We start from the raw sequence: 26,328 nt of genomic DNA, 5'->3' as shown, positions 1-26,328 counted from the left end.
GGTCTAGAATCCAAACACACCAGGAGACCGCATCATGTCTAGAAAGAAACAAGTACCCAATTGAGTTGAGAGACTGATCAGAGTTTTGTGTAAGCGGTCTAGAATCCAAACACACCAGGAGACCGCATCATGTCTAGAAAGAAACAAGTACCCAATCGAGTTGATGAGCTATTGGATGAACTCATTGGAGAGAATCCGAGACTGATCAGAGTTTTGTGTAAGCGGTCTAGAATCCAAACACACCAGGAGACCGCATCATGTCTAGAAAGAAACAAGTACCCAATCGAGTTGATGAGCTATTGGATGAACTCATTGGAGAGAATCCACAGCCAGAGGATATTCTGGGCGAATCAGGACTGCTCAAACAACTCAGCAAACGCCTAGTGGAACGAGCCTTGGCAGGTGAATTGACTCATCACCTGCATCAATCCTCCGTCGATGAGCGTTCTCATGGCCCTAGAAACAGTCGCAATGGTTACTCGAAAAAGACCGTCCAGACTGAACAAGGAGAGATGGACCTATCGATTCCTCGCGACCGTTGCAGTGAGTTTGAGCCTGTCCTCGTGCCCAAAGGCCAGCGACGTATCGCGGGACTCGACGAGAAAATCATCGCCTTATATGCTCGTGGCATGACCACTCGTGATATTCGAGCTCAATTGGTGGAGCTGTATGGGGCCAATATCTCTGAGGGTCTGATTAGTGACGTCACCAATAGTGTCATGGAGGAGGTTAAAGACTGGCGCTCAAGACCATTGGATGAGGTGTATCCGATTGTCTATCTCGATGCCCTGTATGTGAACATCAAAGTCAATGGCCAAGTCAGCAAGCGAGCCGTCTATGTCGCGCTAGCGGTAACTGTGGAGGGAAACAAAGAGCTGTTGGGATTATGGATAGGGGCTGCCGAGCGGGAGGGAGCAAAATTCTGGCTTTCAGTGCTCACAGACCTTAAAAACCGAGGCGCTCAGGATATCTTGATTGCTTGCTGTGATGGTCTCAAAGGCTTTCCCCAGGCGATTGAATCGGTCTATCCCGATACTCAAGTTCAAGTTTGTATCGTTCATCTCATTCGCAATAGTTTGCGCCATGTGCCTTGGAAGGAAAGTCGAGCCGTAGCTGCAGACCTCAAGCCCATTTATCAAGCGGCCACTTTGGAGGAATCTGAGGCTGCCTTGGATGCGTTTGCCAACAAATGGGACCAGACGTATCCTGGCATCAGCCAAATCTGGATACGGCATTGGGATAATATTGCTCCGTTGTTTAAGTACCCAATGGCCATCCGAAAGGTTATCTACACCACTAATGCCATTGAGTCGCTCAATCGCTCACTGCGAAAGGTGATTAAGACCAAAGCTGTCTTCCCGAATGAAGAGTCTGTTTACAAATTGATGTTTCTGGCGATGAGGAATATCTCGAAGAGATGGACCAGACCGATTTTGAATTGGAAGGCGGCGCTGTCCCATTTTGCTATTCTGTTCCCAACACGATTCAACTATTGAATACGTTACGGCTTACACAAAAATCTAAACACTCTCGAGAATCCACAGCCAGAGGATATTCTGGGCGAATCAGGACTGCTCAAACAACTCAGCAAACGCCTAGTGGAACGAGCCTTGGCAGGTGAATTGACTCATCACCTGCATCAATCCTCCGTCGATGAGCGTTCTCATGGCCCTAGAAACAGTCGCAATGGTTACTCGAAAAAGACCGTCCAGACTGAACAAGGAGAGATGGACCTATCGATTCCTCGCGACCGTTGCAGTGAGTTTGAGCCTGTCCTCGTGCCCAAAGGCCAGCGACGTATCGCGGGACTCGACGAGAAAATCATCGCCTTATATGCTCGTGGCATGACCACTCGTGATATTCGAGCTCAATTGGTGGAGCTGTATGGGGGCCAATATCTCTGAGGGTCTGATTAGTGACGTCACCAATAGTGTCATGGAGGAGGTTAAAGACTGGCGCTCAAGACCATTGGATGAGGTGTATCCGATTGTCTATCTCGATGCCCTGTATGTGAACATCAAAGTCAATGGCCAAGTCAGCAAGCGAGCCGTCTATGTCGCGCTAGCGGTAACTGTGGAGGGAAACAAAGAGCTGTTGGGATTATGGATAGGGGCTGCCGAGCGGGAGGGAGCAAAATTCTGGCTTTCAGTGCTCACAGACCTTAAAAACCGAGGCGCTCAGGATATCTTGATTGCTTGCTGTGATGGTCTCAAAGGCTTTCCCCAGGCGATTGAATCGGTTTATCCCGATACTCAAGTTCAAGTTTGTATCGTTCATCTCATTCGCAATAGTTTGCGCCATGTGCCTTGGAAGGAAAGTCGAGCCGTAGCTGCAGACCTCAAGCCCATTTATCAAGCGGCCACTTTGGAGGAATCTGAGGCTGCCTTGGATGCGTTTGCCAACAAATGGGACCAGACGTATCCTGGCATCAGCCAAATCTGGATACGGCATTGGGATAATATTGCTCCGTTGTTTAAGTACCCAATGGCCATCCGAAAGGTTATCTACACCACTAATGCCATTGAGTCGCTCAATCGCTCACTGCGAAAGGTGATTAAGACCAAAGCTGTCTTCCCGAATGAAGAGTCTGTCTACAAATTGATGTTTCTGGCGATGAGGAATATCTCGAAGAGATGGACCAGACCGATTTTGAATTGGAAGGCGGCGCTGTCCCATTTTGCTATTCTGTTCCCAACACGATTCAACTATTGAATACGTTACGGCTTACACAAAAATCTAAACACTCTCGAAAAATAGTTAAATTTTCTACTGATCCGTTAAATCACCTTTTTCTCATGGGAATTTACTGAAGTGTATTAGCCATAAAATGCTCACAGGCTCCCAAAGCTTTTAAGGAGGCTTTCTGGGCCTTCGTCAATCCCGTCGTCCCAGCAATATTCATCCCATCATAAAGCGGTTTTACCCTGAGGATTTTTTGGCATTCCCTGGACTGCATCTGCCAGATTCTCAAGGTCTGATCCTGGGAACCACTGGCAATTTGAGAGGGCTCTGTATTCGATAAAGGGGGTAGAAAGGCTAGGGATCTTACTTCATTTTCATGACCTTCAAAGGTTCCTATACAGTTCCCCGTCGCCAAATCCCAAAGCTTAATTGTTTGGTCTAGGCTGCCACTGGCCAACGTTTTACCATCAGGACTAAAGGCAACGGTATAAATGCCATTGGTGTGCCCCGTTAAGGTTTGCAGACATTGCCCTGTTTGCACATCCCAGATTTTAATGGTGTGGTCAAAGCTTCCACTCACCACTAACTTGCCATCAGGACTAAAGGCGACTGAGAACACCCGATCTTTATGGCCCGATAAGGTATGGATGCTTTCTCCGGTTTGGACATTCCATAGCCGTATGGTGCGGTCTCCACTGCCGCTAGCGATGTACTGACTATCGGGGCTGACAGCAACGGACCAAATCCAGGTCTGATGGCCGGTCAGAGTCATGATGCAGGCTTCAGTATTGAGGCTCCATATTTTAATATTATGGTCGCTAGCCCCAGACGCTAGCCAGTTGCCATCCGGGCTATAGGCTAAACCATAAACCCAACCTCGATGGCCAGTGAGGGTACTAATACATCGGCCACTGGGATAATGCCAAAGCTTAATGGAATAGTCACCGCTACCACTGGCGAGGATGTCACCCTGGGGACTAAAGGCTAAGGAGTAGACGGGCTGATGATGCCCTTTTAGGGATTGCAACATCGTTCCCTCTTGCCGATCCCATAGACGAATATTTTGATCAAAACTTCCGCTAGCAATGGTTTGTCCATCAGGACTGCAGGCAACGGCAAAAATCCGGTTGGTATACCCCGTTAACACTTTCAAACAGCTACCGCTATCGATATCCCATAGCCGCACAGTTTGATCCAGGCTGCCACTCACCACTAAGCGGCCATTGGGGTGAAAGGCGATGGTAAAAACACCGTGGTGATGCCCCGTAAGGGTGCGGAGACAGCGCCCCTGTTTAACGTTCCATAATTTGATAGTTTGGTCGCCGCTGCTGCTAACCAACTTACTGCCGTCTGGACTAAAGGCAAGGGCGTTTACCCAGTTGTGGTGACCGTTAAAGGTCTGCAGCGGCTCATCCCTACCACGCTCCCAGAGCTTAATGGTGCAGTCTGTACTACAGCTGGCGATACGGTGGGTTTGGGGGCAAAATGCCACAGACATGACCCAGTTTTGGTGCCCACGAAGAGTTTGTTTACAGGTACCGCCTTCAACCTCCCAAAGCTTGATCGTTTTATCGGAACTCCCACTGGCAATCATTGAACTATCGGGACTAAAGGCCATGGTAAAGATGGCTTGTTGATGACCTGCTAGGGTCTGCAGACACGCGTAATCATCAACGCCCCAAATTTTTAGGGTGGTGTCCTTGCTGCCAGAGGCCAGAAGTTGACCATCTGGGCTAAATGCAACTGTACAGACTTCCGAGCCATGACCGTGGAAGGTATAAAGACAGTTACCAGCTTCTGCATTCCAGAGCTTAAGAGTATGGTCCGCGCTGGCACTGGCTAAGGTGTGACTGTCGGGACTAAAGGCGATGGAAAGGACGGCGTTTTGATGCTCATGGCCTACCCACAATTGTTGATAGGTTTGGGCACACCAGACCCTGACTTTGCAATCCTGATCTGCGATCGCAAGATACCGACCATCGGGACTAAAGGCGACGGCTTTCACCTCATCGAGAATTTCTGAAAAGCTAGAATCCCGAAAGTTAGCATTAACAAAGTGGGTACCGTGGAGCACCATCCCCTGCAAGTCCGCCTGTCGGATGGTCATTTCTGACAAGTCTCGGCCACTGATATCAACCTTCATCGCTTTAGCCAGGTGGAGAAGGTTGCTACAGAAATATCCTTTTTCCAGGTGAGCTTGTTCCTGAAGCTGAGGAATTAAGGAAAATAAATGTTCAATAATTGTTTCTGCTGTTCCAAATGCAGTTAATAGGCGATCAACGATGGGCTGCAGAATCAAGCATCTTTGGGTTTCAACAATGGAAACGGGGGCTTGAGCTTTGACTAATGGGTATTGTGCAAACCAGTTGATCCGGTTCTGTTGGATGGATGTAGAGATCTCTTGGATCAGCTGGGCGGTCATGTACTCCATGACAACGGGCTGCAACGTGAAATAATTGGCAGATTTCTCGATTAAGGATCGATTTTGCAGGGCTGCAACCGTTTGCAAAAGTTCTCCCATAGAAGTCGGCGACAGCATATCCGCCTGAATGTCTTGATAGGAGCTGGGTCCTCGATGGATGGCCAGCCAATATAACACCTCTGCCTCATGGGCACTGAGACGTTGAAATTGCTGACCTAGTAAATCCTGAATGTCATCAAAAATAAAAGGTTCTTGTTTGAGAAACCTCAGAAAGTGACTGAGGTTAGAGTCAAAAACATCCCGAATAAAGGTTGCCACAATTTTGAGGGCCAGGGGATTACCGATATAGCGCTCAATTAAGATTGACCAGTCTTCATCGCCGCCCTTATAGGTACCAATAGCACTAAAAACTTCACGGCCTGCTTGAGTTGATAGTCCTTGAATTTGGTGGCAGCGAACGGGTAATTTGTCTCCTTCTAATCCATTTAAGCCCTGGGGTTTCTCTCTAGATGTTAGGAGTAGACAGCTTTTGTGGTGGGTTTCTCCGACTATTTTGAATAATTGCCCATATCCTTCATATCCAGCTCGATAGACACCAGCCCGATTGCAGTCCTCTAAAATCGACTCAGCATTGTCTAAGATCAGCAAACAGCGTTTCTCCTGCAAATGCTGTACCAATCGCGACAACAAATCCGCAATAGACTCAAAAACTCTGGTTTCCTGGTGATGAGAGAGGACTTGAATCAATTGAGCCAACAAGGACTCTACCCCAGGAGCATTGCGTAAGCTACGAAAAATGACCGTATCATACTGGTCCTGTAATTCCCGGGCTACCTTTACAGCTAGGGCCGTTTTGCCTACTCCTCCCATGCCCAGAAGGGTGACCAATCGACAATGATCGGTCTGAATCCAGGTGTACAACCTATTGAGATCTACCGACCGGCCATAAAACCGGGAAACATCTATGGCCTCTCCCCAATCTTGATAGCTTGCCCGAGTGGTTGGGGATTGTGATGGAGACGATGGGTACTGTGAAAAACTTTTCTGGACTGGATCTCCTAGATCTGCCACCGCTTGCCAATCTAAATTCACCTGTTCACAGAGTTCAACAAAAGTGGCAAAATCGACAGGCTTCCCTCTTAAAAAGTTACTGACGGTAGACAAGCTAAAGCCGACATGCTCAGCTAAGGAACGCTGACTGTGGAAGCCACTCCGCTTCAGCGCTACTTTAGTACGGTCAATACAATCGCTATGGATGCTTAGAGATCTAGACATGCGTCATCCTAAAAAAATTGGCTAATTCGGTCCTCTCGGTGGATGTTTCTGTTGTATGTCTCAACGGGATCTGGACAGCTGGGATTCAAGTGCTTCTGTTGACTAAGAAGTTTTTTCTCAGAGAAGGGGGGGATGGGTGTAGATTTAGGCTTCAGAATCATAGTTTTTACTCTAGAAAAATGATAAAACTGAAATCTATTAACGGTTGAGGATAACCCTCTCAATGGCTTGCGTTGGCAGGTTCCATATATTTGATTGCTCCTTTTACTTCTATTGATGCTTATTCTGCGAGAAATTACAAATAAACTCAGTGATAAGTCAGGCCAAAGTCAGGCATTCTCAGGGCTTAATTCAGTCAGCCATACCGTTTGATAGTAGATATCAAGTCTTTGATTCACTCAAATCTTCAATTCTATTGGTTCAACCATCAATAGAATTGAGATTATTTTTATCTAGATAAAAATAAATTCAAGGGGAAGATATTTCTATCCTAACCATGAATGCATGACACAGCTTTTTAGCGTGGCCAAGAGATAGGAATGAAGAACCTTACTTCTTAGCTCTTGCTCAGCCATGAGAGCTGACAAACAGGTGTCATCAAGTTTTTACTCGGTGTTCCCTATTTCCAATTAGCGCAAATATTTGAGATTCGCTGTTGGTTCAGGCTTGCAGGTGTTTGCACCTGGAGCTGGAATTCAATGGGCGAAATCTGACGAAACTCAATTTCTAATGGTTACAGGGAGATCAATACTATGGCTTTATTTGAAGGAACAGGCGATATTTCGTCTGTGGTGGCCGATTTTCAGGCAGCATTAGGTGGGTCGAATAATGGCAATACGTTTGGCCCAGTTGCCAACGGCAGACGGGAAATCAATTGGGATGCCAATATTGTCCCTTTTGATATGCCTGCCGATTTTTTCAACAAAACCGTTACCCGGGGTGCAGAATTTTTGACCAACGCGGGTTCTGAGTTCCGGGTGAGTAACCCAGATCCGAGTGATCCAGGTGCCCCCGACGATGAATTTGACAGTCTCAACTCCACCTACCCGGATCAGTTCGATACCTTTAGCGAATTTCGACTGTTTACCCCTTCGGGCTCCAACGTCACAGAGGTAGAATTTTTTGTGCCCGGTTCCGATGTTCGAGCGACGTCTAGTGGGTTTGGAGCAGTCTTTACGGATGTTGACTTAGCGGACAGCACTAAGATTGAGTACTTTGATATCGATGGCAATCTTTTGCAGTCTGAGTTTGTTAACCCAGATCCTCAAGGGTTGTCTTTCTTGGGAGCGACCTTTGCAGAAGGCAATTTATACAAAGTTAAAATTACTAGCGGCAATACCCCCATTGGCGCAGATGATGATCCTGCTAATGGAGTAGATGTCGTTGTCATTGATGACCTGATCTACGGGGAACCCCAAGCAGCCGAAACTCAGGATGGTGATGACAAGGATAATGTCCTTACTGGGACTCCAGGAGGAGAATTTATCCGGGGTTTTGGGGGTAACGATGCCATTCTCGCCTTTGGTGGTAATGACATTGTCCAAGGGGGCGATGGCAACGATGTTATTAGCGGGGGAGACGGCAACGACTTCCTGGATGGAGGCGCTGGTGATGACACCGTTATCGGTGACAAAGGGGATGACACCAAACTCGGGGGTGATGGCAACGATCGGATTATTTGGAATGATGGGGATGGCTCTGATCGGATTGATGGCGGTGCCGATCAAGATACCGTCGAAGTTAATGGCAGCCCTGATCTAGGCGATGAATTTGAAGTGGCCGCTGGGGCCAATGATGTCTTGTTTAAACGGGTCAATCTGGGCCAATTCGACCTCGATATCAGTACCGTTGAGACCCTAGAAGTCAATAGTGATGGCGGAGACGACCAGTTCACCGTGGGTGACCTATCGGGCACTGGACTAGAAAAAGTGGTGTTCAATGCGGGAGACGGTAACGATGTCCTAGATGGTGCAGATGCAACCACTGATCTGCAGGTACTAGGCGGCAATGGCGACGATACCTTAACCACGGGCTCGGGGAATGATTTTCTTGCGGGTGGCAATGGTGATGACCAGCTCCTCGGTGGTGCAGGAGACGATACCCTCCGAGGCGGCAATGGTAATGATCTAATCGATGGTGGTAGTGGCAATGATACGGCTGATTTTAGTGACATTCCCTTTGAAATCAGAGCTGATTTAAATGCGGGTAATGCTCAATACGATGTGGCTCCCGGTGTAACCGTTGGGGACACCTTAGTTGGCATTGAGAATCTGACGGGCAGCACTTTCAATGACAGACTAGCAGGAGATCGCAAGGCCAATATTTTAGATGGTGGAGATGGCAACGATACCTTAACGGGGCGCCGAGGAGCCGATACACTTCTGGGAGGCAAAGGGGATGACGACTTAATCGGTGGCAGAGGGGCCGATAGGCTGGTTGGTGGCGCTGATAGAGATATCTTGCTGGGAAATCGAGGCGCTGATGACCTCAATGGAGGGACCGGCAATGATCTGATGCGAGGCGGTCGAGGGGCTGATGTCTATCGATTTGAAAGTGATCTCTTAGACGGCATCTCTGATCGTGATGTTATTCTGGACTTCCAAGCACAGGATTCCTTCAATTTCGATGATTACCTGGGAGCTGGTGGATCCATTACTTTCTCGCGAGTTACGGGCGGCTTAAATATTGATTTGAGTGGAGAGGATAGCATTAGGGTTTTTGGCAGTCGAAGTGCCATTAATGCTGCGGAAGCCCAACTGGAAGCGCTGGTCTAAATCCCTAGGTACTCACTCAGTCAGTTGAAACAATACAGAGGAAGCTAGATCCCCCTGCTTCCTCTGTTTCTTGTGAATGCCTGCACTAACCAAACCGACCTGAGACGTAATCGCGGGTGTAATCTTGCTTGGGATTGGTGAAGATGGTGACGGTATCGTTAAATTCCACCAAATACCCCAGCTTGCCGCCTTGCTCAGTGGGTTCCGCATTGAAAAAGGCGGTCTTGTCTGAAACCCGAGACGCCTGCTGCATGTTGTGAGTGACGATCACAATAGTGTACTGCTCTTTTAGTTCCTGCATCAGTTCTTCAATTCGCAGGGTTGAAATGGGATCCAGGGCTGAGCAGGGTTCGTCCATAAGGATGACTTCGGGTTGGATTGCGATCGCACGAGCAATACATAACCGCTGCTGCTGACCTCCAGACAGAGATAACCCACTCTGCTTGAGCTTATCCTTCACCTCATCCCAAATGGCAGCCTTACGCAAAGAGCGTTCTACCAACTGATCCATATCGCCCTGAAAGCCATTGATGCGAGCGCCGAAGGCAATATTTTCGTAGATAGACTTAGGAAAGGGATTCGGCTTTTGAAATACCATACCAATCCGGCGTCGGACTTCAACCGGGTCGACTTTCTTGCTATAGAGATTAACGCCTCGGAAAAAGACATTGCCCTTGACCTTCGCACTAGGGATCAAATCATTTGTGCGATTAAAACAGCGCAAAACGGTGCTTTTGCCACAACCAGAAGGCCCAATGAAAGCCGTAATTTGATTAGCTGGAATATCTAGAAAAACTTCACGAACAGCCGGGGTAGAACCGTAATAAACGGAAACTCCTTCCATCTTTAGCGCGGGCTGTTCAGTGACTGGTCTGGAATCAGAGGTCATAGGTGAGTCGGCAAGGTTAGTCATGGCTTAGTATCCACAAGCTTATCAGTGAGCGTAAATCTAGTGTTCTTATTTCACCTTAAAGAACACAGCTTATTACTGGATTAAGGAAGGAAATAACATATCGATCTTCAACCAGGAAAATGAGAAAAACTATAGTTTTTGATTCTGGAACTTATTACGCAGAAGAATAGCCGTTGTATTCATCAGCAGTAATACTACTAACAAAACCAGGATACCCCCAGCTGCAATGGGCTCAAAGCTTTTCTGAGCACGGGAAATCCAGACATAAACTTGGATAGGTAGTGCCGTAAAGTCAGACTGCAAACCTTCTAGAGATAGAGGCGGTGCAAAAGCAATATACCCTGCAGCACCCACCACCAAGATAGGAGCCGTTTCACCGATGGCACGGGACAGGGCCAGAATGGTTCCGGTCAAGATACCGGGAAGAGATTGAGCAAAAACCAACTCACGAATCACTTGCCAACGGGTTGCTCCCAGGGCAAATCCTCCCTGGCGCAAACTGCTAGGGACTGCTCGCAAGGCTTCTCGCGTACTCACAATGATGATCGGCAAGATTAGTAAAGCGAGGGTCAGGCCTCCTGCTAATACGCTAGTGCCACCGGTAATGGGTCGCAAAATGTCCACAAAAACCGTCAGCCCCAAAAGACCATACACAATGGAGGGCACCGCCGCTAAATTGCCAACATTAATCTCAATCGCTCGAGTAAACCAATTATCAGGTGCAAACTCTTCTAAAAAGATGCCAGACCCCACCCCAATGGGGAATGCGAATGCTGCCGTGATTCCCAGAAGCCAAACAGTACCCATCAGAGCGGGCCATAGTCCTGCACGCTCGGCCTTACGGGACGGTGGATTTTTTATAAAGTCTAAGTCAATACTACTGAGGCCATCACTCATTACATCGAAGAGCAACGTCACCAACACCACCAAACTAATAAGGGTGGCAAGCCAGGTGAGTAGTTCAAAAATACGATCCCACCGATAGCGGGTTTTCAACGCAGGCTTAAACTGCTCATTTCCACTGCCTGGAAGATCGGATAAATTACTGGGATTCGACAAAGTCATTCGTATTTCTCCTGGAAACGGCGAACAAACCAGAAGCTAAACATGTTTAGGCAAAAGGTAATCAGAAAGAGCGTCATGCCGACGACAAATAATGTTTTATAGCCAATCGTACCGACGGGATTATCACCAAAGGTCGCCTGGACAATAAAAGAAGTCATGGTCTGAACAGACACTCGAGGATCTAACGTCAGCACCGGGGAAGCGCCTGCAGCTACGGTCACGATCATGGTTTCACCCACTGCTCGGGAGATAGCCAATACACAAGACGCCACGATTCCCGATAAAGCGGCGGGTAAGACTACCCCTGTGACGGTTTCTCGTTTTGTTGTTCCCAGAGCATAGGATCCCTGCCGGAGGCTTTGAGGAACCGCATAAATGGCATCTTCACTAAGAGATGCCACTAAAGGCATAATGGCGAATCCCATGACCAAACCAGCACTAAGAGAGTTGAAAATCTTTAAGCCTGGAACGATACTCTGCAGCAATGGGGTGACGAATAGCAAAGCAAAATAGCCATAGACCACGGTGGGGATGCCAGCCAAGATTTCCAAGGCTGGTTTCAACCACTTCCGAATTTTGGGTGAGGCATATTCACTCAGGCAGATGGCAGCCAATAGGCCAATCGGCAAAGCGACCAACAATGCGATCAGCGAGGTCATGAAGGTGGCGCTGATTAAAACAAAGATGCCGAATTGATCACTAAACAAGGGCGTCCATTGAGTGTCGGTTAAAAACCGAATCAAGGGGATCTCTCTGAAAAACTCTATGGTCTCGAAAATTAGGGTGCCAACAATACCTGCCGTGGTGGCAATGGAGATTAAAGCAAAGCTGGCAAATATATATTTTACAAGTCGTTCAGACCAAATGCTAAACGCCCGCTTCGGTTTCCACATCTGGGAATCTTTAGGGGGAGGGAGCGAGGTGGATTCAGTATGCATGATCAATCCAATCTGGATAAGATAATTTTCCAATTAAATGGGGATTCTGAATAGATCAATGCCTACACACAGAATCCCCATTTAATGGATTTTTATTTAGAGGACGTCGGCGAGCTTAACACCAACGGTCTTTCCGCCAGGGAAAGCAGTGCCTGTCTTACCTTCCTGAACACGAGCCAAAGCTTTGCCGTAGATATCGTCGGGCAAGGGGAAGTAACCCACCTCTGTCACCAGCTCTTTATTCTTGACATTCATATAGAACTCGATAAAAGCCTTGACCTCTGGACGATCCAGGGCGGACTTGCTGACATAGATAAAGAGGGGACGGGCAAGAGGAGAGTAAGTCCCATCTAAAACAGTGGCATCACTAGGGGCGACACATCCATCGCCTCCATCCACTTCAACTGCTTTGAGAGTATCTTTGTTCTCTTCATAGTAGGCATAGCCAAAATAGCCCATGGCATTTTTGTCACCCGCAACTCCACGAACAATGGTGTTGTCGTCTTCACTGGTGGCGAAATCGCCTCGGCTACCTTCCTCGCCAGTGATGGCTTCATTGAAATAGTCAAACGTACCGGAGTCAGTACCAGGGCCTAGTAAGGTCAATGGTGCATCTGGATACTTGGGATTGATTTGATTCCACTTACTGATCTTGCCTTGTGCAGCCTTTTCCCAGCCCGTCTTTAACTCGTCTACGGTCATGCATGCAGCCCAGTCATTGTCCTTGTTGACCACGACTGACAGTGCATCAAAGGCAACGGGGATTTCTACGTACTCAACGCCACCCTCGGCACATAAATCAATCTCTTTTTGCTTGATGGGGCGGGATGCATCAGAAATTTCAGTTTTACCGGTACAGAATTTCTTGAAACCCCCACCTGTACCCGATTTTCCAACGGTAATCTTGACATCCTTATTAACAGCCTGAAATTCTTCAGCCATGGCTTCAGAGATAAGCAGGACAGTACTAGATCCATCCACCGTAATCTTCCCTGATAGATCAGCATCAGAGCCAGTGATAGAAGAGCTATCACTGGGGGTATCACTACCTGTACAAGCAGATACGCTAGCAACCAAAAAAGCTAGGGAAACATAGCGTAATAAATTCATCGATTTATGTTTCAGAAACATAGGTTACAAAACTCCCTAACCACTCACGAAATAAGTAAGAACATTCTACATTCCGTTGGAGAATATCTGCTCAAGGTAAAGAATAGGTTAAATTGTTAATAAGGAACGCTAAATTGTATAGGTAATATGCAGTAATTTCTGGCAAACTTCAGAATTGATTTTGAGCTATTAGTGCAAATAAATTACTTTAAAAAAAGCTGAATTAGCTAGAATAAAAAAGCAATAAAAGTTACTGCATAGTATTTGTTTGACTACACCACATACTCCTAAAGACCGATCTGATAGCAAATATCGCTATTTATACCCTCGTAGTAAGTATAGAGGGGATTTTACTCCTGAAAAGCTTGCATTTAATGCAAATCTTCAAGAATTCGCTCAAAAAATTAATTTTATTTGTGCCTTGGAAACATCAGGAAAAATTTCTTCTTTGCAGGCCTACAAAGATATTAAGCGACTATGGAAACAACTCAAAAAGAGTAAAAACAACTTACAGATAGGTCAAGATCAACTGGAATGAGGATGTGTTGATTTAACTAGCACTAAGAAAATATTAACTCTGATAAAGAAAGTCTGAATATTTTTTTCCTGAAAATAATGAATGTGCTTAGGATAATCAAATATTTAATCTTTGATTATTCTCTTGTTAAGTTAATATCTGATTCAGTATCAGGAAATTTCTGCTAATATCCTATTTTTTATCCTTCAGTCTCGCTGATACTTGAGTATTCTATTATTTTATCTGTATTTAGGAATCAGTGATGTTTACGCCAATGGTGTCTAGGCAAACATCCTGCAGGGTTAAGACCAAGTTAATATAAGGCTGGCCTTTCTGTAACAGGATTTATCGATTCTTTTTTGTCATACCCAGTTCCTACTGGATCTAAGAATCCTGCAGATACTGCAGCATGTCACTTCCATGCTGAGTCCCTTCTATAGAATAGTCTTTGCTCCAGTCTTGAAAGGATGAGCCTAGCTAGATATGAGAACTCAATCCTCATCTCATACCAAAGCGACAAAAACGAAAATTCCAAAGTTCGATGCCCAATTATCTTTGGGCGAAGTGGCCTATTGGGCGATTCAAAAACATGTGAAGAAGTCCACAAAATATCAAGATGGGGTGTTAGCCGATCGCAATCCAGAAAATTTGCACCAAATGCGAGTGGGCATGAGGCGGTTGAGGACGGCTATCGATGTATTTGGCCCAGCTATCGATCTACCTGATGCTGCTCAGCGCTCCAACATCACAAAAATTGCTAGGCAATTAGGGAAGGTCCGGGATTTAGATGTCTTGCAACTCTGGTTTCAGCATTATTTATCCATTGCGAGTACGAGTACTGATGAAGGCGTACAGATTCAGCATGTTTTAGAGCGATTGAACAAACGCCGTCAGAAGAAGTTCTCACAACTTCCTAAGTTATTTAAAAGCAAAATCTATCGCCAGTTTGTTGCTGCTTATGGGGATTGGCTAAAAAAACCACAATTCCAAAGTGTTGCAGCAATGCCTGTGTTAGACGTGGTTCCGGATTTGTTATTGCCTCTTCTTAGCCAACTCTTTTTGCATCCAGGGTGGTTGGTGGCTACTGAGACTCTTGAAGGGCGGATCTATCCGATGGTTGGTATGAGTATGGAAACCTTAGATCAGGTTTTTATCCAAGAGGGACCCGATCTGCATGACTTGCGAAAACAAATGAAACGGGTGCGTTATCAAACAGAGTTTTTTATTCCTTTTTTTGGACAGACTTATCAGGCTCAAACCCAAGGATTTAGATCTTTACAGGAATTATTGGGAGTATTTCAAGATGAGGCCGTCTTAAGTGAGTTTTTGGTGGGAGAATTGGGAATATATTGGTCAGATCAGCTTCCTTCTCTAGCTAAACTCTTGCAGGAGGAGCGGTTTAGAAATTGGAAAAAATGGCAAGCCCTACAGCTGAAGTATTTGGATCCAAAATTCCGCCGGACCCTAAGCCGCCGTGTGATGTCACCCTCCCTCGAATTCATGGCTACCGGATCTCAGCCTAATTAGGAAAGAAACGGATGGGTGCTTGTTAGGTTAGGGCTGGGCTGTCTGGATGCAATTTATCCCAATCCCAGGCATGGGGGTTAGTGGTGATGTATTGATGGAAGGTGTGAAAGGCAAACCGATGAGGAATGATATGTTGATCGACCTCTTGTTGCCAAAGGGGTTGATGGGGCAAGTTTCTCAGATGTTTAATGCGTTGGCTGGCTATCCCTTTAAAGGAGGAGATCCACTTGATTAAGGAATGCGATCGCACCTTCGTTTTCTGAACGAGGGGCTGTTGGGCCAAATCCTGAGGGCCTGAGTTCGCAGCGCCAATAATGCCGTGAATATGGTTCGGCATCATCACCCAATGGTGGAGGTCGAAATCGGAACTTTGCTCAAAAGAGGCTTGCCATTCATCTGCAACTAATGTGCCTAAATCATTGAGCTGCATCTCACCGGCAATAATTTCGCCAAATAAGCACTCTCGCTCATGAGTACAGAGGGTAATGAAGTAAGTCTCTGTTTGAGGAAAAGTAGATTGAAGAGTAGGGGCAGAAGGGGGAGAGAGGGTTAAAGTTTGAGACACGATAGGAAGGCTATTGTTGTTGAAAAGAGTAGAGAAGATGAATGCATTACTCTTAGAGTGCCCATTTGAACGGGAAATCTAAAGGATATAAATATACTTAATAAATAACATTACTATTACTTACTGTTAGTTAATTTATGATTCAATTATGGCAAATACTTTGATTAGATGTCGTTTCTTTCGATACAAAATAGAAAAAAATAATTATATAAATTATGTACCTATTGATGGAAACTAACTTTGTTGATTGCCATCAGTAAATGTGCGTATTTCTTACTAATTGAGAGAAAATATATTGAAAGCTGACATTCGTTATACAACGGATACAAAAGACGAGACTCAGTCTTAGTTAGACTGAGTCTCGTTGGCCTGATGATCTACCGTTCAATCAATCAAATTGCTTTTCAAATTAAGCCCATTGGGTAGAAGTAGGCTGAAAATTGGACCTGGGATCGTCTTGCTGAACTAGGGTTATGCGGCCAATATATTTTCACCAGACAGAAACTGACTCTGCTGAACGACATATCCAGGACCGATGGTGTCATTATCGGTACCTAGAGACTAGCCGAAAAAACGTTTTTAGAATGAGAAAGAGCCACTACTCCCACAACTAAAAAATCTTTTAGTTGGTTAAAAATGAAAGAAAAGGTTATGACCATTGAGACGGTAGAGCTTAGACTATCGATGGACCGTTCTACGATTGGGGGACTGAACGATTGGACTGGGCAAAAGCTTCAGTGCCAAACCCTCCAAGGGAAGAAACCAGAGTAGAGAAAATAGCTAGACTACCTAGTAACTGTTTCATGGAAATATCCTCTAATAAGATACTTCTATGAAAACACTTAACAATAAACTTCTAAGCGATGTATCCCACAAACCAATAGAGATATTATCTGCAAATTTGTGTGGGCTAGATCATGTTCTAGGGCCGGTTTTATCGGTAGAATAGCTGCCCTTAAGAAAAGGGGCTTGAAATCACAACGACTTGCCCAGACATCACAGGTCTCTTGTGATGGGTGTAGTACAAAATCTAGTTAGTGCAGATCAGTATGATATTTAATTCCTAACATCCCAACCTTTTTCATCCACCAGGAACGCACAGGATATTAAAAAGCCATTTCTATTTTCTTAAAGTCCAGCTCAATTTCAGCCCAAAGAGCCTTATTGTGAGGATCTGTATTCAAAGCTTTCTTTAAATAGGCTCTAGCTTGATTGAGTTTTCGTTCACGTATCAGCTGACGTCCCCAAGATTGGTAAATAATGGCCTGCCATTGTCTTACTTCCACATCTTGAGGAAGTCGTTGGGCTAGGGCTTCAATGAGCGCAACGGCTCTAGGGAATCTCTGTCGTTGAATTAAATCTTGAAGTTGCTTGTAAGAATCCACCTTCAGCTTGATTTCTGTAGGTGAAAGAGGGGTTTTTCTAGCGGTTGTCGTAGAGGCAGGTTTCGGCTGAGGGGCGGGCTGCTGGTCAACAGTTACTCTTGGTTTGGGAGTAGATACTTGGGGGTTGAGCCTGGCGCTGGGGGCTGTTGCGGGGGCGGGGGGCGATTTGGTCGGCTGGGTTGAGACTCTGACTGAAGGGGCTGAGCGGGGCTTCGCTGCCGTTCTGGGTGGAACAGATGCAGGAACGGTGCTGTTATCTAGAGCAGGAGGAATAATTTTTTGGAGCGTTTTATAAGCTTCGGTGACCTGAATAAACTTCTCATGGGCGAGTGCATCACCCGGATTGATATCTGGGTGCCATTGCCTTGCTAGCCGACGGTATGAGGCTTTGAGGTCTTCTAAATTGGCTCTAGAAGTAAGTTGTAGCAGGCGATAGCAGTCTGCAATATCCATGTGTTTTGTTAAAGTCAGAAAACCCTTAATTGAAGTTAGATCACCTGGAGTGATGCTCGATTTCTCAGTTCCACCTCTATAGTTGTCACTTCCAACAAATTTCTTTCACCATGAGCAAATATATTCACGTTGAACCACAGTAGCATCAACTCTAAGTCCGCAACAATAGACTGTTTGCGGATTTGCCGGAATTTGATGGGTCAACATCCAGCATCAACGAGGCCAATATTGAGGGTCTGAATAAGGCAGGTAACGAAAGACTGATCGCGGAGGTTTAAGCATTGTCACTAAACTTAGGTGAGGAACCAAGGTTTGGTAGACTGCCACTACAACTCAACAGATAGACGAATGGTTTGGTTTGATTGTCTCTACTGCTGTCTGTAGCAGGTACCGATTGTGAAGCAACTACCGAGCTTCTGTATTGTTCACCCCCCTCAACATCTCACTTCCACAACCCAAGACGTGTTTTATCAGCATATCTATGAGCTGGTTCAATCTCGGGTTGAGGTGATCCTAATCAATTTGGAAAAAGTCACGCGCTTAGATAGCGGAGGCTTAGGTATTTTATTTGGCGCTTTTCGGATCTCCCATCGGCAAGGAAAGCGATTAATGTTGTATTCGCCTCAGTCCCATGTGGTTCAGAATCTCCACAAGACCGGATTAACCCAAATCGTCGGAACTCATGCAACCCTGGCAGACTGTATTAAGGATGCCATCCCCTACTCCCAGCGATTGGCTCAAGATCGATCGATTCAACTCCCTGAGTTTTAAGCCGCTTCCAGATTCGTTCAAGATCAAGTAGAGCTGGAGTGCTAGAGCCTTTATTCTTTGACTAAGCGAAAGCCGAATAAAATATGGCGTGAATGTTGGGGACGAGAATGCTGGTAAGCTGCTCGACAAAAGCCTGGTGAATCATCCCACGAGCAGCCCTTCATCACAACTACCTGGCGAATAACCTGTTGAGTTAGGGTAGACGTATATTCAAAGACATTCCCTGCCATGTCTTCTACCCTGGCAGGGCTCCGGCTAAGGGGATAAGTTGCGATCTCACTCGTTTGCAGTCCGCCATGGTTGGCCCAGTTGGTGGCATCGGCTTGCCATTCATTGCCCCAAGGGAAGTAGCGGCCATCGTTACCTCGGGCGGCTTGTTCCCACTCTAAGGCAGTGGGTAAGCGATAAGATTGTCCATCTTGTTGGCCTCGCCATTGGGCAAAGGCTTGGGCATCTGGGTAAGACACTAAAACAACAGGATGCTGGTCTTTGCCCGATGGAAAACGTTGATCTTGCCAAAGGTAGGGTTTGACGGAGGCATAGGGATGGACGAGAAACCCTTGTTTTTGATAATCACCCGCAGAAATGAAAGGCGCTCGATGCCCCGTTGCTTTCACAAAGGCTTGATATTCAGCATTGGTGATCAGGTTTTTGCCTAGGCAAACTGAGGGTTGCGATCGCACCTGCCGATCCGGTTCTCCATCGAACCAACCCCTTTGGCGTAAACTGGCTTCAGCTTTGGCTCGCTTATCCGGTTGCTGGGCCGCAGCTGCTGCTGAGATGCGATATGCATAATCTCGTTCTTGGCGATCGCTGCCTAAAATATAGTCTCCCGCCTCAATCCAAACGAAATCTCCCTCTTGTTCGCAACGGGTGGGTGTCAAAGACGATGGCTTTACCCCAGACTGACAACCCAATAGCTGAGTCAAAGTCAGCAGTCCCATCAGGGATAGTTTGAGGTAGAAGGTTTGATGCATAAGGCTCCGAAGGATTGAGATTAGCCCTCTTTATCTTAAGGGGCCAGTCTCCAAAAGATCGGCGGGGAAGTCTGACTGAAGCTGGGACTACATATCAGTCTTATTTGGACCTGGCATTAGGTCTGGTGTATAGACATTCCCGGCTTCGATTCGTCCCACTAGCGTTGCGCCTGTGCCACAGAGAATCACCACCATTTGGGAAATATCGCTGCCCGTAATTTTGCCGGCATCAACGCTGTTGCCGACGATGGGGGGCAACGGCGGCAACAGTAGTAAAGGCGATTCCCCAAAAGGTCTTACTGGAAAAAATACTTTTGACTGGGGCGTTGGATGAAATGGAAGGGGGGATGAGTGACGGTATTCATGGCTGCTTCCTGATTCGATACTTCATACACTAAGGAGGACTTAGGCAAGAAGCAGTGACAGTCGTTAGGACAAAAATGTGACGCTGATCGAAGAAAAATCAGGCTAATTTTAATTTTATAGGGTCAATATTCCCCATACAGATCCATTCATCAAGAAATTCTAGCGATTACAACGAAACCCAGGGAATGGCTCCCCTGGGCAGACTCCTTGGTGTGAGAAGTTAATCTACTTTGATAGTAGACAGGGAATCTGAGTATTGGCTGATGAAAGTCTGAGAAACAAGCAAGGATTTAACGTGAATTAGGGAGACGGTTGATTTCCGGGTTCTTCCTCTGCAGCTGCCCCCCCAGTTTCTAAGGGAAAGAACTCCATCTGTTTATGGGATTTAATGGCTTTGTCGACTTGCTGCCACTGCACCAACGTAATTCTGATTTTGCCAGCGGTATTGAGTTCTTTTTGAAAGCTGCCTGCTGTGCCTGCTGTCAAGATCTTTGGTTCAATTTCGGCTGTGCCCGCTTCAATGATCTTGTCGGTTTCTTCGGAATAAATTTCGTAATAGATTAAGGGGGTCAAGATTGAGGCATCTGACTGATTCTTTAAACTGCCCCGTAGAGTATAGAACCAGGTGTCGGCAAAGTTCTCTTTCAATATCTCTACTTTCGTCACCAATGCAGCGGGCGGCTTTTTATCTTTTTTTGCGATCAGAATATTAGAAGAGAGGGCAGGACTGGGAAGGAGGACGCTGCTTTGCAAAGCGGCGAGGGTTGAGTAGAGAAAGAGGTTGGCCATAGTTGGGGACAGTTAACTTTAGAGTTAAGACGCGGTCAATAGGATAAGTCGTTCCCGATTGCAGTCAATATACAGAACAATCCTGAACAAGCCGAAAGGGCACTGCTCAGGATTATCGAGAGTATGGATGTGAAGACTTCTCAGTAGAAGGCGGTGAAGATTAGGCTAAACCCAGGTAAGAAAAAATTCCTTGGCCTGTGACGGCTTCAAAGATAAGAGCGGCAATAAATGCAATCATGGCAGCACGACCGCCAAACCGTTCTGCAAAGTCATTGAATCCAAACTTGTAAGAAATTTGGTTTGGAACGCGGCTGGGTTCAATCATGGTGATCCGGAAATGTTAAGAAAGTTTACTTTAGTCTCAGAATAAAAGCCAGAGACGCTCTAAGTCAATCTTAACAAAAGGACTTTAATCGATCACACGGTTCGCCAAATTGCATCTGCCACCTGGCAAACCTCTCCCATGGCTGCTCCATCATGAATGCGCAGGATGTCCGCTCCACCTTGAATGGCTGCACAACAGGCGGCAGCAGTGCCCCATACTCGTTGTTGTGGATCCGGCTGATTCAAGATGTGACCAATAAAGCTTTTACGGGAAGGTCCCACCAAAATCGGACAGCCTAAGACTTGAAATTGGGCGATTTGGCGCAGCAATGCTAAATTCTGAGGCCCGGTTTTAGCAAACCCAATGCCTGGATCGATCGCCAGGAAATCTTTAGAGATACCTGCGGCCAGGGCAGCATCAATTTGCTGTTTCAAGAAATCAATAATGTCCTGAATCAAGTTCTCATAGTTTGTGAATTGCTGCATGGTTTGAGGTGTGCCTCGCCTATGCATCAAAATAATCGGAACGTTCAGATTGGCAACGGTCGACAGCATCTGTGGATCGTGAATGCCACCAGAGACATCATTGACGAGATCGGCTCCGGCTGCGATCGCAGCCGCTGCTACGGAGGCTCGTGTGGTATCCACCGAAATGGGAACGTCTAGTTCAGACCGGATGGCTTCGATGACGGGAATAACTCGAGCCAATTCCTCTCCCTCAGCAATTTCAATGGCTTGAGGACGAGTGGATTGACCCCCAATATCGAGAATGTCGATACCGGCTTCTATAAGATGATGGGCCTGTGATAGGGCTGCAGATTGGGAGTTAAATTGGCCACCATCACTGAAACTATCCGGGGTAACGTTCAAAATTCCCATTAAATAGGTACGAGTTCCCCAAGCGAAGGTGTGATTACGAAGAGTCCAGGCTGGAATTTGGGCAGGAGCATTCATAGGTATAGAAGGAAAGGGACGAGAAAGCACTCATTCTCTGAACAGTTTAAGGTTCAAAACTCCTGTAAATATTTACATGGATGCATTTACAAGAGAAGCGAGCGCCTCGGAAAATAAAGCAAATCATGACATGTTGTGCTGGGTTTGCCTGAAGGTGCTTTGGTTCATTGCATCTTTATTTGATTTCTCAAGGAGGATTCTATGTTATTCCAACGCTCAATCCCCGTGCCTTTGGGAATGATGTTTGCCACCCTCGTAAGCTTTTCCTGTGCAGACTTAGGACAGGCTTCTGAGAGCATCATTGTTCGCTATAAGTCAGAGGAAGCAACAGTGACTCGACAAGACTTAGATCGGTTTGCCGATACGGGGGAGATGCCTACTGATTTGCAAAAGTTGCTAGGGACGGATGCCCAGGTACCGAATGTTGTTCAAACTCTCTTAAAAGAAGAAATCAAAATTCCCAAGTTTGTCGAACGCTTCATCGAAGGATCGAATGGTGATTTTTTGCTATTGAAATTGGATGATGCCATTAGTAGTGCTTCTGGTAGCACTGAAAGGGATTTAGCGGAAATTCGCACCGCTGTTTTAGATTCCATTGCTGACAACCGGGTTTCCTTTATTGAACTGATTGCCAAGCATCCCCAAACCCAAATTCAGCTTGATCTAACCCGTTTGGAAGGGACCTATCAGGATGTTCGCGGTTTTGTGGAGCGGGTACTCCCTGCCCTAGAAGTGGCTAAAGGGGTTTTGCAAGATTTAGTTTGTGACTGTGATACCGCTAAATCTGCGGCAGAACCAGAAGTGGATGCCACCAGTAAGCAATATCAGTCTGCAGATGCCGCAATCGACCGTCATTCCTCTGAGAAATGTAATCACTTGGAGCCGACTGAAAAAGCTGTCCTGATCGAGACAAAATAGGGTGATTGTACGCAGTTAAGTATTTCCCTGATTAATCCAGCTCTCTCAATTTGGGACCTTACTATGGCATCAACATCAATGACAGGTCTACGAAGGTTGCGGAACATGGTGGTCTGGATGGGGCTGGGTTCTATTTTTACCTTGTCTGCCCTGGTTCTTCAGGCCGAAACTGCCCTGGGGGCAACCAAGATTAAATTTACCTATGGGCCATTTGGTCAATCTCTAACGGTAAAAGAACTCAAGACTTTTGCTGAAACAGGTAAAGCCACTTCTAAACTCAAGTTTTTCTTGAATGCTGCCGATCAAGATCCCAACGTCGTCCGGCGGTTTCTAGCTCAAGATGTGAAAATTAGCCTCAGATTGGCCGATCGGTTGCTCTACCTATTGCCTGGAGAATATGCATTGTTTCAAGCAGGCCAGATTTTTCGAACTCCAGGTCGAGTGGCAAATATCCAAGCCCTTCGGTCAGGGGTGATTCAGTCCTTGAGCGATGATGGTCAGATTTCCCTGTTGGAGTTTCTGGAAAAGTATCCTCTGGCTGAAATGACGATTGATGGCGTCAAGTTAGCCCGAACCGCAGGCCAGATTGATCGGCTTGTTAGTCGGTTTGCCCCTTCGGTGGAATCCGGTGCTGCGATCGCAACTGGACTCCTAGAAAGTTTGGTGTGTGATTGTGACTCTACCTCTGTCCCACCCAACCCTATTCCAGAACAAACCCCTGAGCCTGATGCAGCACCTCCAGATTGAGATGTGAAGGAGACTCAACTCTGATGATTAATTGCATGGAGTTATTTGATCAGGGAAATCAAATCAGGAACAGAATCATGGATCGAGTTTTGCTGTTCTCGTAAAAACGAGCCAGTGCGATGTTTAACAACGGCCTGGATCTCAGACACTATCGCTAAAGCGATTTCACTGGGCGTTTCTGCACCGATATCTAGGCCGATGGGACCATGCAGCCGATTGAGTTGTTGAGTTGTAAGTGTGCCCCCACCCTGCAGCCCTTGAATCAGTTGTTGCGCTCTTGCTTTGGTGCCAGGGATGCCTAAATAGCCTATGGCACTAGACCAGAGAAACTTTACTATCGCCAAATCCTGCTCAAAGTTTCCTGTCATTACCACAGCAGCTGAATAAGACGAGAGCTGAATTTGTTTGGGCAGATCCTGGGTATCTACTTTCAGAATATGATCCGCCTCTGGGAAATGGTTGAGTTTAATGTCTTGTGATGGATGCTCAATGATGACCACGGTCCACCCCAACTGTTTGGCAAGGAGTGTAATGGGAGAGGTGTAAGGTGTAATGCCAAAGATATAGAGCTGGATGGGAGGAGTAATGACTTCGATCAGGGCTTGAACATAACCGTCAATAAAGGGATAACTTCTGGTCCGAGTTTGCCCCGCTGCCAGTATCTTGACGGTATCTTGAAAAATGAGATTGGTGAGAAAATGGTCCCCAATTTGATTGGCTACTGAACCATCCATTTTGAGAAATAATCGGGAGGCGATTTGGGCAGGAATAGCCCCTTCTACTGTAAAAACGGTAGCGATTGCCCCAGATTGGTTCTCGCTATAACATTCGGCGATAAAATCAAACTGAGCTCTAGTCGATCGGCTATTGAGAGGCTCCAGTAAAATTGTAGTTCCGCCCTGAGAGCTTGTTTTATTCAGTTTATGGGGGCAATCGACATGATATCGGTATACTTGAAGGCTGGCATTGATCTGAACCAGTTGTTTAACTTGGTCAATAATTTTTTGATCAACATAATCCTCACAAATTGCCTTGATGGTTTGGTCTGTTTTGGTTAATAGGATCCGAGTTCCAGGCTTGCAGTAGCTTGATTCTTCTGCCTGCAATACAGTCGCTACAATAATGGACGGATCTTGATGATCGGCTTGAATGACAAAAGGAATGATTTCTTGTAGCTCTTTCATTCGAACGAGTAGCAAAACTGTAAAATGAATGCTCTACGCGAGAAGAATCTGTTACCCAATTAATTTGGAGATATGATTTTGTCGCCAGATAGTCTTCAATTCCCCTATGTATCTAGTAATTCTTCTCTACTGAAAAAAATCCTTGCTAACTATAAATTAAAAAAACTTCTTAAATATCTATAAAAAATATTAATAGAAATGTTAATAATCGTACTGATTCCGAGAATGTAAAGTGGTCATCTCTTAAGCAGTTATCAATTTTTACTTTCTAAGTATTCCAGCTATAACGCTTTAGTAAGTCTATGGCTCATAAATATTAGCAATCTTTACAAAAAAGCTGAGAAGGTTACTTGGTAATGCTTTGCTGTAGAAGATTTGTGATGAATTGTGAATGTTTGGATATTGAAGTAATACAAAGCATAACTAAATAAATGGGGATTCAGAAAACCATAAGTTGATATTTATTCAGCTTAATTCTAGATTTTGAATAAAATTCAATCGGTATTAATTCACTTAGAACTCATCAACCATTGATAAAGTGAGTTCACATACCTCTGGTTTAGGACAAGGAGCAACAATATTGTGCGTAGGTACATTTTTCTACTGTTGTTGGGATTGTTTTTTGTGGTGGGATGTGAATTGGCGACCCAAGCGAATCCCACCTTGCGGCTAGGGCTACCCATTGATTGCACCTTAGGCAAAGACTGCTTTGTTCTGCTTTATCCTGATCGGGATCCAGGGCCAGAAGCTGTAGATTTTGGCTGTGGCCGGATGACTTACGATGGCCACAAAGGAACCGACTTTGCTATCTCTGATGAGCAAGAGGAGGTTACCGTTAAGGCATCGGCAGCAGGGACTGTATTGCGCACTCGGAACAATATTCGCGATCGCCGAATTCAGGATCAAACTCAAACAGATGCCGTTGAAGGAATGGAATGCGGTAATGGTGTTGTTATTGAACATGATGAAAGCTGGCAGACCCAATATTGTCATCTGCGGCAGGGAAGTGTGCTGGTTCAACCGGGCGACAAAGTGAAAGAGGGCACGCCTCTAGGTTTAGTAGGTACTTCTGGGAAGGCTTCTTTTCCCCATGTTCACTTGAGTGTTCGCTACCAAGACAAGGTTATAGATCCGTTTACTGGGCCAGAAGCCCAAGTGGGGTGCCAGGGCAGTAAGAGTCCCTTATGGAACCTAGCCCTTCCCTACCAATCAACGGGATTGATTCGGGCTGGCTTTGCCACGCAACTGCCTAAACTAGAGCAGTTATGGGATGGGGATTTTAAGGATCAGGTGCTTCCGATAGATAGCTCTGCCCTAGTGTTTTGGGTCCATACCTATGGAATGCTCAAAGGAGATCAGGAACGCTTGCAGCTCCAAGATCCTCAGGGCAAAATGGTTGCTCAGTTTAATCGTCCCGTGTCTGAATCTCAGAAGGTATGGACCCGTTCTTTAGGGAAAAAGGGTACCCAACAACCCCTCATTCCAGGTCGGTGGTCTGGACGATATCAGTTAATTAGAGATAAGAAAGTGATCATTGACCATAAAGAAGATGTTCTTCTGAAATAAAATAATAGGATTTGCAAACTCTAGAATATCTGTTGTTTTAGAGTAGATATGATTTTATAGAAAGTCTATTGGAGGTATCTTATGCCTTCATATTCCAGGGGTTAAG

At 46.0% G+C, this 26,328-nt stretch carries 21 protein-coding genes and 1 pseudogene; 9 read left to right on the top strand and 13 right to left on the bottom strand.

All coding sequences use genetic code 11. From position 1 onward, the window contains the following. The first annotated feature begins 257 nt into the window (after window positions 1–257). Window positions 258–1,496: an IS256 family transposase gene (locus HRE53_RS01000; RefSeq protein ID WP_235106803.1), complete on the top strand. Its 1,239-nt coding sequence runs from the start codon at window positions 258–260 to the stop codon at window positions 1,494–1,496. Further along, window positions 1,497–2,712, top strand: a pseudogene (locus tag HRE53_RS00995) (IS256 family transposase). It abuts the gene before it with no gap. Window positions 2,713–2,803: 91 nt separating this feature from the next. On the opposite strand, the gene HRE53_RS00990 reads toward HRE53_RS00995, so the two are convergent. Then, window positions 2,804–6,379: an eIF2A-related protein gene (locus tag HRE53_RS00990; RefSeq protein WP_235108742.1), complete on the bottom strand. Its 3,576-nt coding sequence runs from the start codon at window positions 6,377–6,379 to the stop codon at window positions 2,804–2,806. A 752-nt stretch (window positions 6,380–7,131) separates the two neighbouring features. On the opposite strand from HRE53_RS00990, the gene HRE53_RS00985 reads away from it, so the two are divergent. Further along, window positions 7,132–9,153, top strand: coding sequence for a calcium-binding protein (locus tag HRE53_RS00985; protein ID WP_235108741.1), 2,022 nt, complete (start codon window positions 7,132–7,134; stop codon window positions 9,151–9,153). An 85-nt stretch (window positions 9,154–9,238) separates the two neighbouring features. Here the strand turns inward: HRE53_RS00985 and pstB are convergent, their stop codons facing one another. The 4 genes from pstB to HRE53_RS00965 form a co-directional block, all read right to left on the bottom strand. Continuing rightward, complete coding sequence (pstB, locus tag HRE53_RS00980; RefSeq protein WP_212666280.1) at window positions 9,239–10,042, bottom strand: phosphate ABC transporter ATP-binding protein PstB; 804 nt, start codon at window positions 10,040–10,042, stop codon at window positions 9,239–9,241. A gap of 153 nt (window positions 10,043–10,195) precedes the next feature. Next, a complete protein-coding gene (gene pstA, locus HRE53_RS00975) occupies window positions 10,196–11,131 on the bottom strand; it encodes a phosphate ABC transporter permease PstA (protein ID WP_212661803.1) in 936 nt (311 codons plus the stop codon). Then, window positions 11,128–12,024, bottom strand: coding sequence for a phosphate ABC transporter permease subunit PstC (pstC, locus tag HRE53_RS00970; protein WP_235111015.1), 897 nt, complete (start codon window positions 12,022–12,024; stop codon window positions 11,128–11,130). The genes pstA and pstC overlap by 4 nt, the downstream gene beginning before the upstream one ends. A gap of 141 nt (window positions 12,025–12,165) precedes the next feature. Continuing rightward, window positions 12,166–13,179: a PstS family phosphate ABC transporter substrate-binding protein gene (locus HRE53_RS00965; protein ID WP_315876531.1), complete on the bottom strand. Its 1,014-nt coding sequence runs from the start codon at window positions 13,177–13,179 to the stop codon at window positions 12,166–12,168. 268 nt (window positions 13,180–13,447) lie between these two features. Between HRE53_RS00965 and HRE53_RS00960 the strand changes: the two genes are divergently transcribed. Continuing rightward, window positions 13,448–13,717 carry a hypothetical protein gene (locus tag HRE53_RS00960; protein ID WP_212661801.1) on the top strand — a complete coding sequence of 90 codons (270 nt, stop codon included), beginning with the start codon at window positions 13,448–13,450 and terminating at the stop codon, window positions 13,715–13,717. Window positions 13,718–14,179: 462 nt separating this feature from the next. Next, window positions 14,180–15,223, top strand: coding sequence for a CHAD domain-containing protein (locus HRE53_RS00955; RefSeq protein ID WP_235108739.1), 1,044 nt, complete (start codon window positions 14,180–14,182; stop codon window positions 15,221–15,223). Between the two features lie 22 nt (window positions 15,224–15,245). Here HRE53_RS00955 and HRE53_RS00950 read toward each other — a convergent pair whose 3' ends face one another. Beyond that, window positions 15,246–15,788 (bottom strand): transposase, encoded by a 543-nt coding sequence (locus tag HRE53_RS00950; RefSeq protein ID WP_235108738.1) that lies wholly within the window; start codon window positions 15,786–15,788, stop codon window positions 15,246–15,248. 1,106 nt (window positions 15,789–16,894) lie between these two features. Continuing rightward, window positions 16,895–17,626 carry a J domain-containing protein gene (locus tag HRE53_RS00945; protein WP_235108737.1) on the bottom strand — a complete coding sequence of 244 codons (732 nt, stop codon included), beginning with the start codon at window positions 17,624–17,626 and terminating at the stop codon, window positions 16,895–16,897. Between the two features lie 396 nt (window positions 17,627–18,022). Here HRE53_RS00945 and HRE53_RS00940 point away from each other — a divergent pair, with 396 nt between their 5' ends. Beyond that, window positions 18,023–18,397, top strand: a complete 375-nt coding sequence (locus HRE53_RS00940; protein ID WP_235108736.1) for an STAS domain-containing protein — start codon at window positions 18,023–18,025, stop codon at window positions 18,395–18,397. Between the two features lie 50 nt (window positions 18,398–18,447). On the opposite strand, the gene HRE53_RS00935 is transcribed toward HRE53_RS00940, so the two are convergent. The 5 genes from HRE53_RS00935 to folP form a co-directional block, all read right to left on the bottom strand. Next, complete coding sequence (locus HRE53_RS00935; RefSeq protein WP_235108735.1) at window positions 18,448–19,374, bottom strand: SUMF1/EgtB/PvdO family nonheme iron enzyme; 927 nt, start codon at window positions 19,372–19,374, stop codon at window positions 18,448–18,450. 87 nt (window positions 19,375–19,461) lie between these two features. Next, on the bottom strand, window positions 19,462–19,641 hold the full coding sequence (locus tag HRE53_RS00930) for a hypothetical protein (protein WP_235108734.1): 180 nt from the start codon (window positions 19,639–19,641) through the stop codon (window positions 19,462–19,464). Between the two features lie 399 nt (window positions 19,642–20,040). After that, the gene (locus HRE53_RS00925) at window positions 20,041–20,529 is read right to left on the bottom strand and encodes a hypothetical protein (RefSeq protein ID WP_235108733.1); all 489 of its coding nucleotides are present in this window, start codon (window positions 20,527–20,529) and stop codon (window positions 20,041–20,043) included. 160 nt (window positions 20,530–20,689) lie between these two features. Continuing rightward, on the bottom strand, window positions 20,690–20,854 hold the full coding sequence (locus HRE53_RS00920; RefSeq protein WP_212661793.1) for a hypothetical protein: 165 nt from the start codon (window positions 20,852–20,854) through the stop codon (window positions 20,690–20,692). Window positions 20,855–20,946: 92 nt separating this feature from the next. Then, on the bottom strand, window positions 20,947–21,807 hold the full coding sequence (gene folP, locus HRE53_RS00915) for a dihydropteroate synthase (protein ID WP_235108732.1): 861 nt from the start codon (window positions 21,805–21,807) through the stop codon (window positions 20,947–20,949). A 201-nt stretch (window positions 21,808–22,008) separates the two neighbouring features. On the opposite strand from folP, the gene HRE53_RS00910 reads away from it, so the two are divergent. Next, window positions 22,009–22,725, top strand: a complete 717-nt coding sequence (locus tag HRE53_RS00910) for an alpha/beta hydrolase (RefSeq protein ID WP_235108731.1) — start codon at window positions 22,009–22,011, stop codon at window positions 22,723–22,725. Between the two features lie 63 nt (window positions 22,726–22,788). Continuing rightward, window positions 22,789–23,472 carry an alpha/beta hydrolase gene (locus HRE53_RS00905; RefSeq protein WP_235108730.1) on the top strand — a complete coding sequence of 228 codons (684 nt, stop codon included), beginning with the start codon at window positions 22,789–22,791 and terminating at the stop codon, window positions 23,470–23,472. Window positions 23,473–23,513: 41 nt separating this feature from the next. Here HRE53_RS00905 and HRE53_RS00900 read toward each other — a convergent pair whose 3' ends face one another. Then, entirely contained in the window at window positions 23,514–24,671 is a 1,158-nt protein-coding gene (locus HRE53_RS00900) for an XdhC/CoxI family protein (RefSeq protein ID WP_235108729.1), read from the bottom strand. A 567-nt stretch (window positions 24,672–25,238) separates the two neighbouring features. Here HRE53_RS00900 and HRE53_RS00895 point away from each other — a divergent pair. Then, window positions 25,239–26,222 (top strand): M23 family metallopeptidase, encoded by a 984-nt coding sequence (locus HRE53_RS00895; RefSeq protein ID WP_235108728.1) that lies wholly within the window; start codon window positions 25,239–25,241, stop codon window positions 26,220–26,222. Window positions 26,223–26,328: the final 106 nt, after the last annotated feature.

Origin of the sequence: Acaryochloris sp. 'Moss Beach' (assembly GCF_021497025.1) — a bacterium.
GTDB classification, from domain to species: Bacteria; Cyanobacteriota; Cyanobacteriia; order Thermosynechococcales; family Thermosynechococcaceae; genus Acaryochloris; species Acaryochloris marina_A.
This window is presented reverse-complemented; position numbering and strand designations above follow the sequence as displayed.

Excerpts from the sequence above, each read along its gene's own strand:
- HRE53_RS01000 (WP_235106803.1), top strand. The coding sequence starts at position 258 with ATGTCTAGAAAGAAACAAGTACCCAATCGAGTTGATGAGCTATTGGAT.
- HRE53_RS00990 (WP_235108742.1), bottom strand. The coding sequence starts at position 6,379 with ATGTCTAGATCTCTAAGCATCCATAGCGATTGTATTGACCGTACTAAA.
- HRE53_RS00985 (WP_235108741.1), top strand. The coding sequence starts at position 7,132 with ATGGCTTTATTTGAAGGAACAGGCGATATTTCGTCTGTGGTGGCCGAT.
- pstB (WP_212666280.1), bottom strand. The coding sequence starts at position 10,042 with ATGACCTCTGATTCCAGACCAGTCACTGAACAGCCCGCGCTAAAGATG.
- pstA (WP_212661803.1), bottom strand. The coding sequence starts at position 11,131 with ATGACTTTGTCGAATCCCAGTAATTTATCCGATCTTCCAGGCAGTGGA.
- pstC (WP_235111015.1), bottom strand. The coding sequence starts at position 12,024 with ATGTGGAAACCGAAGCGGGCGTTTAGCATTTGGTCTGAACGACTTGTA.
- HRE53_RS00965 (WP_315876531.1), bottom strand. The coding sequence starts at position 13,179 with ATGAATTTATTACGCTATGTTTCCCTAGCTTTTTTGGTTGCTAGCGTA.
- HRE53_RS00955 (WP_235108739.1), top strand. The coding sequence starts at position 14,180 with ATGAGAACTCAATCCTCATCTCATACCAAAGCGACAAAAACGAAAATT.
- HRE53_RS00945 (WP_235108737.1), bottom strand. The coding sequence starts at position 17,626 with ATGGATATTGCAGACTGCTATCGCCTGCTACAACTTACTTCTAGAGCC.
- HRE53_RS00935 (WP_235108735.1), bottom strand. The coding sequence starts at position 19,374 with ATGCATCAAACCTTCTACCTCAAACTATCCCTGATGGGACTGCTGACT.
- HRE53_RS00925 (WP_235108733.1), bottom strand. The coding sequence starts at position 20,529 with ATGGCCAACCTCTTTCTCTACTCAACCCTCGCCGCTTTGCAAAGCAGC.
- HRE53_RS00920 (WP_212661793.1), bottom strand. The coding sequence starts at position 20,854 with ATGATTGAACCCAGCCGCGTTCCAAACCAAATTTCTTACAAGTTTGGA.
- folP (WP_235108732.1), bottom strand. The coding sequence starts at position 21,807 with ATGAATGCTCCTGCCCAAATTCCAGCCTGGACTCTTCGTAATCACACC.
- HRE53_RS00910 (WP_235108731.1), top strand. The coding sequence starts at position 22,009 with ATGTTATTCCAACGCTCAATCCCCGTGCCTTTGGGAATGATGTTTGCC.
- HRE53_RS00905 (WP_235108730.1), top strand. The coding sequence starts at position 22,789 with ATGGCATCAACATCAATGACAGGTCTACGAAGGTTGCGGAACATGGTG.